Below are 13,156 nucleotides of genomic sequence, written 5' to 3'. Positions count from 1 at the left end.
GCTGAATATGAATAAAATTATTAATAATCAATGGTTTATTTTTTTTGGCATGCTCCGTGCTTTATTAGGATTAAGAGAGTTATATAGACAGTCGGATAGAAAAACGCTTCCGATGACAGTTTGGTGAGGTTAGCAACGAGCGCTAATTATCACCCTAATTTTAGATTGTTCAGAGTTGAATGATCGAAGAATGGCAAAGGCGCCTGCGAACACATTGATTGTGATTCGCATGCGCCTTTTTTTGTTTTTACGCCTAAGCGGAGTGTTGATCATGAATTTGAGACCGAAGAGAGCCTTGTTACCTTTAGCGAAATTCGCAGTGGCGAGCAAAAAAATCACTGTGTCCTTACTTGTCGGGTCGGCGGTGTTTGCCGGTGTTGCGCACGCCGAGCTAGGTTATCCAGAAAAAGAAGAGCTGACATTTGGCTTTATTAAATTAACGGACATGGCGCCTCTTGCCATCGCTTACGAGAAGGGGTATTTCGAAGACGAAGGTTTGTATGTGACTTTGGAAGCGCAAGCGAACTGGAAAGTATTGCTGGATCGAGTGATTGATGGGCAGCTTGACGGGGCGCACATGCTTGCCGGGCAACCGCTGGGTGCGACCATTGGTTACGGCACCAAAGCGCACATAGTAACGGCATTTAGTATGGATCTAAATGGCAACGGCATTACGGTCTCCAATGATGTTTGGCAACAAATGAAACAGCATATTCCGGTCGGCGCAGATGGCAAACCGGTTCATCCGATCAGCGCGAGTGCTTTGAAGCCCGTGATTGAGAACTTTAAGGCACAAGGCAAACGCTTCAACATGGGAATGGTTTTTCCTGTCTCTACGCACAATTATGAGCTTCGTTATTGGTTGGCGGCAGGGGGCATTAACCCAGGGTATTACTCTCCTAAAAAGGGCGATGTCAGTGGTCAAATTAACGCCGATGCGTTCTTGTCGGTAACGCCACCTCCACAAATGCCCGCCACCATGGAAGCCGGTACGATTTCAGGTTATTGCGTGGGCGAACCTTGGAATCAGCAGGCTGTGTTTAAAGGCATTGGTGTGCCGGTTATCACAGATTATGAAATTTGGAAAAACAACCCAGAAAAAGTGTTTGGCGTGAGCCAAGCGTGGGCGGATAAGTATCCAAATACACACATCCATGTGGTGAAAGCCTTGATCCGAGCCGCCCAATGGCTGGATGAAAACAACAACGCCAATCGCCCTGAAGCAGTGAAAATACTGGCTCGTAGTGAATACGTGGGGGCCGATGAAAAAGTCATTGCCAACAGTATGACGGGGACCTTTGAATATGAAAAAGGGGACAAGCGCGAGATCCCTGACTTCAATGTTTTCTTCCGTCATCACGCTACCTACCCTTATTACAGCGATGCGATCTGGTATCTCACACAAATGCGCCGTTGGGGGCAAATTCCAGAGGCAAAATCGGATGACTGGTATATGGAAACCGCGAAAGAGGTGTACCGCCCAGACATTTATCAACAAGCCGCAGAGTCTTTAATTGAAGATGGTGTCATGACGGCCGCAGATTTCCCTGACTTTGCAACAGAAGATGGCTTTAAACCGCCTCAAAATGAGTTTATTGACCATGTGCTTTATGACGGCAAGCATCCGAATGCGTATCTAGACAGTTTCACCATAGGTTTAAAAGGCGATGACCAGATTTAGTTTTGGCCCTCTGGCTGCGAGCTTGGCTTGCAGCCTGTTTAATCTAAGCCACATCGCAATAGTGAGATTATTATGAAAACATCAATTGTATCAACGGCAATGTTTAAAGAGTGGCTGTCAGGCTTCTCTTTAAAATCGGTTTTCTTTCCTGTTTTTGGCATCCTTGTTTTCCTGCTTTTATGGCAAGTTGGTGCGAGTAAAGTGCACACCTCACTCGGCGTGTTTCCAGGCCCTGTGGTGGTGTACCAGCAATGGAATAGCTTGGTAGCGGATCATCAGCGGGAGAAGGTAAAAGAAGCCAAGTTTTATGAGCGTCAAGAAGTGCGCATTGCGAAGCGACAAGCGAAAGACCCAAGTTATGTTGGGACAATTCGCGGCTACACTGGCAAGCCGACTTTTTTCGAGCAAATATTCACCAGTCTTTATACCGTCTTAGCGGGCTTCGGATTGGCGTCATTAATCGCCGTGCCGGTGGGGATTTTAATTGGCTTAAACAGTTCGATCTACAGCGCTTTGAATCCGATCATTCAGATTTTTAAACCGGTCTCGCCGTTGGCGTGGCTGCCATTGGTCACCATGGTCGTGAGCGCAACCTATGTCACGAATGACCCCATGTTTTCTAAATCTTTTTTAACGTCGATGTTTACTGTCACGCTCTGTTGTATGTGGCCGACCTTGGTCAATACCGCGGTGGGTGTGGCGGCGGTTGATAAAGACCTTTTGAATGTGTCGAAAGTGTTGCAGCTGGGTTGGCTGACTCATGTGATCAAGATCGTCATTCCTTCAGCGATCCCCTTGATGTTTACCGGTCTGCGTTTGTCTCTTGGTATTGCGTGGATGGTATTGATTGCTGCAGAGATGCTGGCGCAAAACCCAGGCTTGGGTAAGTTTGTCTGGGATGAGTTTCAAAATGGTAGCTCGAATTCTTTAGGGCGCATTATGGTGGCGGTGTTGATGATTGGCTTTATCGGCTTTTTGTTAGACCGAGCGATGTTAACGGTTCAACGCTTTGTGTCTTGGGATAAAAGCCAAGTATTACGCTAATTAGGAGAAGAGTATGTCTACCCATCTTGATATCAGTAAAGTGTCGATTGAGTTTCCTACCGCGCATGGTCCTTTTAAAGCGTTGGATGGCGTCAGCCTTAAAATAGCCAAAGGGGAGTTTGTGTCTCTCATTGGTCACTCTGGTTGTGGTAAATCCACTGTATTGAACATTGTTGCCGGACTTTATGATGCGACAGGGGGCGGAGTGTTACTGGATGGCAAGGAAGTACGCGGGCCAGGACCTGAAAGAGCGGTGGTGTTTCAGAATCATTCTTTGCTGCCTTGGCTGACCGCTTATGAAAATGTAGAGCTGGCGGTGAAGAGGGTGTTTAAAGGCAAAAAATCCAAAAAAGAAATGCACGAATGGATTTTGCACAATTTAGAGTTGGTGCACATGACGCACGCAGCGGACAAGCGACCGAATGAAATTTCTGGTGGTATGAAGCAGCGAGTAGGCATTGCCAGAGCGCTGGCGATGGAGCCCAGTGTGCTACTAATGGACGAGCCATTTGGTGCTTTGGATGCGCTCACTCGAGCCCATTTACAAGACTCTTTGATGGACATTCAAAAAGACCTAAACAACACGGTGATCATGATTACCCACGATGTGGATGAAGCCGTATTACTGTCGGATCGCATCATCATGATGACGAATGGCCCTGCGGCCACGGTGGGCGAAATATTGAAAGTGGATTTGGAGCGCCCTAGGGACCGTTTGGCCTTGGCTAATGACCCTAAATATGTCGATTACAGAGCGCAGGTTCTAACCTTCTTATATGAAAAACAGCGCAAAGTTGAGCCTATTGTTTCCGTCTCTAAGGCCAGTAAAAAGACGTGTCAGCAAGCTGCGAGCGCATGAATAAGCCAATGTTAAGCGTGCCAGAGACAGATATTTCAAGGGCGAATCAGCAGGAGGTGGGCAGTGCATAAAGTCGTCAAAACGCCTGTTAAAGAGCGCCTAGTGATTGTCGGTGGAGGGATGGCTGGCAGTAAACTCGCTTATGAATTATGTCGTCAGCAGAGCGAGCGCTTTCACATTACCTTGATAGGCGAAGAGCCGCAGCTTGGTTACAACCGCATTATGTTGTCTTCTTTGTTGGCGGAGGAGATTTCATCGGCCGACATGGCTTTGGTGAACCTTGAAGAAATGGTCTCATCTGGTGCCACTCTTATATCAGGTGACCCTGTTCAGGGCATTTCAGTTGAGAAAAAAAGCCTCACTTTACTGAGTGGCATGGTGATGTCTTACGATAAGTTAATCATTGCCACAGGCTCTCGCGCCACCATGCTGCCGATTGACGGTGCACAGGCAAGCAACGTGATAGGGTTTCGACAATGGCAAGACGTGAACTTGATGTCCGCCATAAAAGGCTCTCAGCCTGTTAGTGTGATTGGTGGTGGTTTGCTGGGGCTGGAAGCCGCCGTTGGTTTGGCCAAGCGAGGTCATCAAGTCACTGTGTTTCATCGTTCTAAGTGGTTATTAAACAGACAGCTCGACACAGAATCGGCACGCTTGTTGCAGAGAAAATTAGAAACAATGGGCGTTCATTTTCGTTTAGGGACAAGCCCACAAACCTTGTTACAAAACGAAAAGGGTCTTGTTTCGCACGTCAAATTGCCGGATGGGGAGCAGATAGCAACCAAGATGGTGGTTATGGCCGCAGGCATTACACCAGAAGTGGCATTAGGCAAAAAGGCAGGGCTTCAAGTTAACCGAGCGATCCTTGTGGATGCGCAGATGAAGACCTCTTGCCAAGACATTTTTGCCCTAGGTGAGTGTTGCGAATTTGACGATCAAACCTTTGGGTTAGTGGCTCCGATTTGGACGCAAATAAATGTATTGCTTGCCGTGCTGGCCGGCAATCAAGCTCGATTCTTGATCGAGCCCGTACCAACAAAACTAAAAGTATCAGGTGTGAATCTTTTCTCCGTTGGAAGGATTCAGCCTAATCAAGATGATAATTGCATCGTGTTTAACGATGTAGGATCCAATCATTATCGCAAACTGGTGGTCAACGATGGCTTACTGGTGGGCGCAATTCTTTATGGCAACGTCGCCGATGGTAGCTGGTATTTCCAGCTGATTCAAAATAAGACCAATGTCTCTGACATGCTTGATTTACTGGTCTTTGGCGAAGCGTACTGCCAATCCAAAGTTGCCTAAAACAAGCCTTTCTAGACGCTGTCAGCCTACGGGCAAACGGATACTGGTGAGAGGAAAATAAGATGATTTCAAAGACATCAAACAGAGCACTTAAGCCGCATTTAGTCGTTATTGGTAATGGTATGGTCGGGCACCATTTCATCGAGCAATTGATCGCTCAGGGTGGTCAGGACCTGTATCAGATAACGGTATTGGGCGAAGAACCTCATTTGGCTTATGACCGTGTTCATTTAAGCGAGTATTTTTCAGGTAAAGGCGCCGCCGATTTGGCCATGACGGATGGCTCATTATACGATGAAAATGGCATTCGTTATTTTACCAGCAGCCAAGTCACAGAGATCCACAGAGAGGCGAAAACGCTTACCTTAGAAACAGGAGAGTTTCTGCCATACGACAAATTGGTATTGGCAACAGGGTCTTATCCTTTTGTGCCTCCTATTGCTGGTCATCAGCGTGATAACACGTTTGTTTATCGCACCCTAGAAGACCTTGATGCGATTAGAGCATGCGCTCAACATGCCACCCGAGGCACTGTGGTCGGTGGTGGTTTGCTAGGTCTTGAGGCCGCCAATGCACTTAAGCAGTTAGGGCTTGAAACCAGTGTGGTGGAGTTTGCCCCGCGATTAATGCCCGTGCAGCTGGATGAAAGCGGCGGCGAAGTGCTGAAAGTCATGATCGAAAAGTTGGGCGTTAGCGTCTACGCCAATACCGTGACGCAAGAAATCATTGATGGGGATGGCGCGTACCACAGGATGAATTTTGCTGATGGTAGCCATCTAGAAACGGATCTTATTTTATTTTCTGCAGGGATACGCCCACAAGATGCTTTGGCGAAACAGTCTGGATTGACGGTGGGGGAGCGAGGCGGGATTGCCATCAACAACCATTGTCAGACCAGCGATGATTCCGTGTATGCGATTGGCGAGTGTGCGCTTTGGAATAATCGTATCTTTGGTTTGGTGGCGCCTGGCTACACTATGGCGAAAACGGCGGCGGGGCACCTGTTAGGGGACGCATCCTTGTCTTTCACCGGCGCCGACATGAGTACGAAATTGAAATTGTTGGGGTGCGATGTTGGCTCCATTGGCGATGCACATGGGCAGTCTCAGGGTTGTAAGGTCTTTGTTTACCAAGATGAAATGAGCCAAAGCTACCGGAAAATGGTGGTCTCTGAAGACGGTAAAAAGCTGCTAGGTGCCGTGTTAGTGGGTGACAACAGTTACTACGATACCTTATTGCAGTATTTCTTAAACGCCATCGATTTGCCTGACCAAGCTCAATCATTGATTTTGCCAGCCATGGGCGATGCTCCGGTGGGCTTAGGCGTCGATGCTTTGCCTGCAACGGCGTCTATTTGCAGTTGTCATAATGTTTCCAAACAAGATATCAGCGATGCCGTATGCAAGGGCGCGCTGTCTGTCGGAGATGTGAAAGGCGTGACCAAAGCGGCGACAGGCTGCGGTGGCTGTGCCGCTTTGCTGAAAAAAGTGGTGGACAATGAGTTGCTTTCTTTAGGCGTAGAGGTGAGTACGGATTTGTGTGAGCATTTCGCGTATACCCGCCAAGATCTGTATAACCTGATCAAGGTCGAAGAAATCAAAAGTTTTAAAGCCTTATTGTCCAAGCATGGTAAAGGTCACGGTTGTGATATCTGTAAGCCAGCGGTTGGGTCAATTCTAGCCAGTGTTTGGAACGATTATGTGCTGAAAAAAGAACATATTTCGTTGCAAGACACCAATGACCGATTCTTAGCCAATATGCAAAAAGACGGTACCTATTCTATTGTGCCGCGTATTCCTGGCGGAGAAATCACGCCGGAAAAACTCATCGTGCTGGGAGAAGTTGCCCAGCAGTATAAGCTCTATACCAAGGTGACGGGCGGGCAGAGAATTGATTTGTTTGGTGCGACCTTGTCTCAGTTACCGGCAATCTGGAAACAGCTTATTGACGCAGGCTTTGAAACGGGCCAAGCCTATGGGAAATCTTTACGAACCGTAAAGTCTTGTGTGGGCAGTACTTGGTGTCGTTATGGTGTGAACGACAGTATGACCATGGCGATTGATCTTGAGAATCGCTACAAAGGCCTTCGATCCCCTCATAAAATCAAGTTTGCGGTGTCTGGCTGTACGCGTGAATGCGCAGAGGCACAGAGTAAAGACATCGGGGTGATTGCGACGGAGGGCGGATGGAATCTGTACGTTTGTGGAAACGGCGGGATGAAGCCGCGCCATGGGGATTTGTTCGCGACGGATTTAGACGATGCGACCTTGGTGAAATACATTGACCGAGTTCTGATGTTTTACACCAAAACCGCCGATCGATTGCAACGTACTTCCGTGTGGATGGAAGGACTTGAGGGCGGTTTGGATTACCTTAAAAGCGTGGTGATCGAAGACAAGCTTGGAATGTGCGAAGAGCTGGAGGCGCAAATGCAGGCCGTGGTTGATACCTTCCAGTGCGAATGGAAAACCACCTTAGAAGATGACGAGGCGCTGAAAACATTCCGCCAATTTGTGAACAGCGAAGGCGAAGACACTAATGTAGTGTTTGTTGAAGAGCGTAACCAAGTGCGCCCAGCAACCGATTTAGAAAAGCAGCAACTGATCGCAAAAGTAGGCTAGGGAGAACAGCAATGCAGTGGAATTTAATTTGTAAGCAAAGTGATCTAGTCGTCGATGCGGGTGTCGCCGCAATGGTAAACGGCAAACAGGTGGCCTTGTTTTATGTGCCAGCCGCACCAGAGCAGGTGTTTGCCATTGGCAATTGGGACCCAATTGGCAAAGCCAATGTGTTATCGCGAGGTTTAGTGACGCACCTACAGGGGCAGTGGTCGGTGGCAAGCCCCTTGTACAAGCAGCATTATTCTTTATTGGATGGTCAGTGTGTAGAAGAAGACGTTAAAGTGCCTGCTTGGCCGACGAAGTTGGTTGATGGCAAGGTCTACATTCGACAGCCTGATTAATATTGGGCAGGCGTGGCACCTTTATGGTGCACTTAGAGTAAGCAAAAGATGCCTTTTTGATTGGTGTTTTTTATATTGGTTTGATGAATTGTTAAGTTGTTGATTTATATGCGATTTATATTTTTACGTAAAGTCATAAATATTGGCCTGTGTTTTGCATTTATCTAAGCATACTGCACCGAGGGCCGATGAAGGCTGTCATATAAAGCAGACGAATATCATAAAAAGGCAACGAAGCCCAACCGCATTGAGATCAATGCGGTTGGGCTTTTTTTCGTTTAGGAGCAAGCCATGACAACAACAGTGAAAACAACGTGCCCCTATTGTGGTGTCGGGTGCGGCGTTAACTTGAGCCTGCCTGCGAACCCTAATGAGGTTGTTCCTCCGGTGTCTGGTGACCTTGATCATCCTGCTAATTTTGGGCGTTTGTGTGTGAAAGGCAGCAGCTTGGCGCAAACCATCAAGTCAGACGATCGCTTGCTGTCGCCACAGATTGACGGTCAAGTAGCAACATGGGCGCGCGCGATTGACACCATTGCTGACAAGATTTCGCAAGTGGTGAAAGATCATGGGCCCGATGCGTTCGCGTTTTATCTGTCTGGGCAAATTCTCACAGAAGATTATTATGTGGCGAATAAACTGGCGAAAGGTTTCATTGGTACCGCCAATGTGGACACCAATTCCAGGCTTTGTATGGCGTCTGCCGTGGTGGGGTATAAAAGAGCGTTTGGGTCAGATACGGTGCCTTGCAATTACGATGATCTAGAGCGCTGTGATTTGCTGATTATGGTGGGCTCGAACGCCGCATGGACACACCCCATTTTGTTTCAGCGAATGGTTGCCGCGAAACAACAGCGACCCTCTATGAAAATCGTAGTGATAGACCCAAGGGCCACGGCGACCTGCGATATTGCTGATTTGCATCTGGCGATTCGCCCAGGGTCAGACGCGGCGATTTTTTCTTTTTTATTGCAGGAGTCGGCTCGCATGGGGCTGGTGGATGACGTTTTTGTCGCCCAGCATACCAACCAATTTGATGCCACCTTGCAGCAGGCGATGGAGTCCACTCCAGATGTGGCCAGCACAGCCGCATTTTGTGGTGTGGATGAGCGCGATTTGATGACGCTTTCTCAGTGGTGGGCGAGCAACGATAAGGCGGTGACCTTCTACTCCCAAGGCGTGAACCAATCCTCCTCAGGGGTGGATAAATGCAACGCCATTATTAATTGTCATTTGGCGACCGCTCGACTTGGAAAAGAAGGCACTGGGCCTTTTTCCATTACCGGTCAGCCTAATGCCATGGGAGGGCGTGAAGTGGGTGGTTTGGCGAATCAGTTAGCGGCCCATATGGATTTTGCCACACCGGGCGCCTTGGATCTGGTGCAGCGTTTTTGGCAGGCGCCGAACATGGCCACGCAAAATGGTTTAAAAGCGGTGGATTTGTTTCAGGCGATTGAGGCTGGAAAAGTAAAGGTGCTGTGGATTATGTCCACCAATCCTATGGTGAGTTTGCCGGATACTGCGCAAGTAAGGCGCGCATTGGAAAAGTGCGAATTGGTGATTGTTAGCGATTGCAAGGCGCACACAGACACCACGGCCATGGCGGATGTGCTATTGCCAGCCACAGGTTGGAGTGAAAAAGACGGTACTGTCACCAATTCTGAGCGCAGGATCTCTCGTCAGCGCGGATTGTTGCCAGCGCCGGGTGACGCAAAACACGACTGGTGGGCGATTTGTGAAGTCGCCAAAGCCATGGGGTACGGTTCGGCGTTTGACTATCAAGGTGTGCATGAGATTTTTGCGGAGCATGCTGGGCTGTCTGCTTTTGAAAATAATGGCACCCGGGATTTTGATATTGGTCATTATCGCCATATCACTCAAGCCCAGTACGATGGCTTCACACCGACCCAGTGGCCAGTGCCGGAAGGCAAGCCAGAAGGGACCAAACGCATGTTTGCCGACGGTCATTTTTTTACTCAGGATGGTCGCGCGCAATTTGTCCCTATCAACCCCAGCTTGCCTGCGCTCAAGGTCACCCAACAATGGCCGTTTGTGTTAAATACTGGCCGAGTCCGCGACCAATGGCACACCATGACGCGAACCGGTGATGCCCCATCGTTAGCAAAACACACGGCACAACCCTATGTGGATATTCACCCAGAAGACGCACAACGACTGGGTATTATCGACGGGGCATTAACGCGCCTGAGTTCGCCTCACGGTGAGGTGAGATTAAAAGCCAAAGTGACCAAGAGCACGGCTCAAGGTCAGATATTTGTGCCAATTCATTGGACGCAGCAATTTGCTAACGCGGCCGTCGTTTCCAACCTGATTCCACAAACAGTCGACCCATTATCAGGCCAGCCTGAGTCTAAGCATGGCGTTGTGCAAGTGGAGCGTATCCCACTGTTGCAGTATGCATTGGTGGTGTCTTCACGGCCGCAATCCTTCCCTGAGGCATTGTATTGGTGTGTGATTCCTTCTGATCAAGGCTTTCGGTATGAGGTGGTTTGGCCCAATGGCGTTCACCTAGCAAGGTTGAAAGAAGCCTTTTCGCCATGGCAAGAAGCGCTTTGTGTTGAGGGGAATCATTGGCTGGAATACACAAACCCCATGACGGGGCAGTTGCGTTTGGCTTGTTTGGCTGGTGGCCGTCTTGATACGGTTGTGTATCTGAGTCATCAACCTGAAGTGGTGTCAGCGGATTGGTTACTGTCTAAATTGGCCTCAAGTGATGCGCTGTCAGAGCTGGATCGCATCGCGCTATTGGTTGGTTTGCCAGCCAATGTTGAAGATAAAGGGAATATTGTCTGCTCTTGTTATCAAATCGGTAGTAAACAAATCGAGAAAGCCATAGCATCGGGGGCTGAGACCGTTGAAGCACTGGGCACAGTTCTCAAATGCGGCACCAATTGTGGTTCCTGCATCCCTGAATTGAAACACTTTATACCGAAAAGAATGGAGCTATCTGCATGAGTCAGGCGTTTACGCAATTTGTTAAAATACTAGGTCGTGGAAGAAAAGGGGCTCGTAGTTTAACGGAACAAGAAGCGGAACAAGCGATGTGGCTTATCCTTACAGAGACGGTGGCACCAGAACAAATAGGCGCCTTTTGGATGTTGATTCGCATACGTGAAGAAACAGTCGATGAAACCGTAGGCTTTACTCGAGCAACGCGTCGTTTTTTAGCCGAGCGCGGAGGCATTGAGCATAAAGTACAGCTGGATTGGCCGAGTTATGCAGGTAAGCGCAATGAATTGCCATGGTTTTTATTGGCGGCGTTGGCATTGGCGAATGATGGCGTGAAAACCGTGATGCACGGTCATTCTTTTCGTGGCGAAGAACGTATTTATGTGGATCAGGTGCTAAAGGCTTTTAATTGGCCTTTGTGTCAGACTCGATCCGAGGTGGATGAGCAGTTAGAACTGCGTAATTTTGCCTATATTGCGCTGGCGAACATCGACGCCAAACTCAGTGACATGATGGACCTAAAATATGTGTTAGGTTTGCGTTCGCCAGTGAATACCGTGGTTCGTATGATGAACCCATTTGGCGGCGAACACAGTGTTCATGGGGTGTTTCATAAGGGCTACGATGATTTGCATTTGGAGGCCACTGGGCAGTTAGGCGATCCTTCCGTGTTGGTGTTTCGTGGTGGCAATGGGGAAGCCGAAGTGAACCCAGAGCGTGATGTGGTGTTGGGCAAACACCAGCAAGGTGTGTCTTCTTGGACGAGCTGGCCGAAAGCTGAGCGCGAGCATAAACGACTCAAAGACAATTTGGATTTGGCACGTTTAGCGGAGCATTGGCAAGGTGTGAGCCTGGACCCGTTTGGTGAGCAAGCTGTAAGGCAAACGCTGGCGTCGGTGGCCGGTTTGGTGTTCAAGGTGGAATCCCACGAAGCTTGCTTGAGCTTGGCTGATACGATCTGGTCAAAACGAGACAAAAGTGCCTTGTCATTGCAAGAGGCGCTCTAATCATGCGGTCTTTATCTGGTGCTGTGCTGGCAGGTGGTCAGGCGCAGCGCATGGCGGGTGTGGAAAAGGGCTTACAGTGTTATCAAGGTAAACCTATGATATTGCGCGTAGCACAGGCCATGTCAGGGTTAACCTCGACGGTTGTGTTAAACGTAAATCGCCAGTTTGCGGATTATCAGGCGCTCGGCTATGAATGGGTAGAAGACGCCGAGACGTACGCCAATAGAGGGCCACTTTCTGGGTTGTGGAGTGTGCTCCATCGTGCCCGTAGTTCGCATTTATTAGTGGCACCTTGTGATACACCGAGTATTTCTAGCGCGGCTTTTGCTGCGCTAAATGCCGCGAGCTTGGCGCAGCCAGAAAAGATACATTGCTTAGAAAGTGACAGTGGTATTCATCCTTTGCACGCGATTATGCCGGTTGAATCGGCGTTCTTGTCCTTGACGGATTTTTTGGCTAGCGGCGAGAAAAATAGCGTGTTGGCGTTTTACCGACAACATGGTTATCGCTGTGTGCCGTGGCACTGTGACAGCGATTTACTGAACGTCAATTATCAGGCGCAGTTGGACGCGAACCTTCCCCCCGGCCAATTATGATTCGCTGGGGGTCTCGAGCGATTCTATGTCCAGTGTGTATGTTTCGCCGCCTTTTTCTTTGTGAGTCAATTTCACCAATAAAAAGTCATGGCTAGGGGCAAACCAAAATGAGGTTTGTTTCTTTGAATTGGCGTCTTTAATGCGCGTAACCTTGATCGCCTTAAGACGTCCTAGTGTGGTGTCTATGGTTTCGGTCTGCAAACGTTTGAAGCGCCAGTTCTTGGTGTAACCGCCGTCTGCAATTAAATAGCTTAAATTCGTTTTCCCTTGCTTTAAATCTTCTCGTATTTGCAATTGCACGCTGAGCTTATCGACCGTTTTGGGCTCGATTTTCATGCTCCAGGGTTTGTTTTTGATGTCGTTGCGAACCCGCATTTTTGACCAATCAAAAAGAAGCTCTGCCTTGCGCTTTTTGCCAAATGCACTGCTTTCATACAGGTAATGGGAGGGCACAATTTGGTACTGGTTGACAGAGAAGGTGCTGCGCTCGTTTAGAGACGCGAACAGGTTGTCGGCGGTAAAGGCAAAATGCCAGTTGCCGTTGGCTTCTTTGGTGAGTGTTTGTGTGCCTTTTACCTTAACGGTAATGCCTTTTTTCCAGACGGTGCTGTAGACCGCAGAATAGGGCGTGAGAAAAACGTCTGACTTTTCGCTGGCACTGTAGGCAGGAAGTATGGGCAAGGCGAGTAAGCTTATAATGAGTGGTATTAGAATCTTATGAATGCCCATACG

The 13,156-nt window shown here is 48.7% G+C and carries 10 protein-coding genes; 9 read left to right on the top strand and 1 reads right to left on the bottom strand.

Translation table 11 applies throughout. The annotated features are described in order from the left end of the window. Positions 1-271: 271 nt before the first annotated feature. The 9 genes from ACIGBN_RS04260 (at position 272) to mobA (ending at position 12,424) form a co-directional block, all read left to right on the top strand. Positions 272-1,681: a CmpA/NrtA family ABC transporter substrate-binding protein gene (locus ACIGBN_RS04260; RefSeq protein WP_133003350.1), complete on the top strand. Its 1,410-nt coding sequence runs from the start codon at positions 272-274 to the stop codon at positions 1,679-1,681. 99 nt (positions 1,682-1,780) lie between these two features. Further along, positions 1,781-2,725: an ABC transporter permease gene (locus ACIGBN_RS04255; RefSeq protein ID WP_396664275.1), complete on the top strand. Its 945-nt coding sequence runs from the start codon at positions 1,781-1,783 to the stop codon at positions 2,723-2,725. Positions 2,726-2,738: 13 nt separating this feature from the next. Next, positions 2,739-3,584: an ABC transporter ATP-binding protein gene (locus ACIGBN_RS04250; protein ID WP_396663816.1), complete on the top strand. Its 846-nt coding sequence runs from the start codon at positions 2,739-2,741 to the stop codon at positions 3,582-3,584. A 63-nt stretch (positions 3,585-3,647) separates the two neighbouring features. Then, a complete protein-coding gene (locus ACIGBN_RS04245) occupies positions 3,648-4,889 on the top strand; it encodes an NAD(P)/FAD-dependent oxidoreductase (protein WP_396663814.1) in 1,242 nt (413 codons plus the stop codon). A 62-nt stretch (positions 4,890-4,951) separates the two neighbouring features. Next, positions 4,952-7,510: a nitrite reductase large subunit NirB gene (gene nirB / locus ACIGBN_RS04240; RefSeq protein ID WP_396663812.1), complete on the top strand. Its 2,559-nt coding sequence runs from the start codon at positions 4,952-4,954 to the stop codon at positions 7,508-7,510. Between the two features lie 11 nt (positions 7,511-7,521). Further along, positions 7,522-7,851 (top strand): nitrite reductase small subunit NirD, encoded by a 330-nt coding sequence (gene nirD / locus ACIGBN_RS04235; protein WP_133003122.1) that lies wholly within the window; start codon positions 7,522-7,524, stop codon positions 7,849-7,851. Between the two features lie 291 nt (positions 7,852-8,142). After that, on the top strand, positions 8,143-10,827 hold the full coding sequence (locus ACIGBN_RS04230; RefSeq protein ID WP_396663810.1) for a molybdopterin-dependent oxidoreductase: 2,685 nt from the start codon (positions 8,143-8,145) through the stop codon (positions 10,825-10,827). Then, complete coding sequence (locus ACIGBN_RS04225) at positions 10,824-11,828, top strand: glycosyl transferase family protein (RefSeq protein ID WP_396663808.1); 1,005 nt, start codon at positions 10,824-10,826, stop codon at positions 11,826-11,828. The genes ACIGBN_RS04230 and ACIGBN_RS04225 overlap by 4 nt, the downstream gene beginning before the upstream one ends. A gap of 2 nt (positions 11,829-11,830) precedes the next feature. Further along, positions 11,831-12,424 (top strand): molybdenum cofactor guanylyltransferase, encoded by a 594-nt coding sequence (mobA, locus tag ACIGBN_RS04220; protein WP_396663806.1) that lies wholly within the window; start codon positions 11,831-11,833, stop codon positions 12,422-12,424. Here mobA and ACIGBN_RS04215 read toward each other — a convergent pair. Continuing rightward, positions 12,419-13,153, bottom strand: coding sequence for a DUF3108 domain-containing protein (locus ACIGBN_RS04215; RefSeq protein WP_396663804.1), 735 nt, complete (start codon positions 13,151-13,153; stop codon positions 12,419-12,421). The genes mobA and ACIGBN_RS04215 overlap by 6 nt on opposite strands. Positions 13,154-13,156 lie beyond the last annotated feature (3 nt).

The sequence above is a fragment of the Marinomonas sp. NPDC078689 genome (assembly GCF_044542435.1).
GTDB classification, from domain to species: Bacteria; Pseudomonadota; Gammaproteobacteria; order Pseudomonadales; family Marinomonadaceae; genus Marinomonas; species Marinomonas arenicola.
This window is presented reverse-complemented; position numbering and strand designations above follow the sequence as displayed.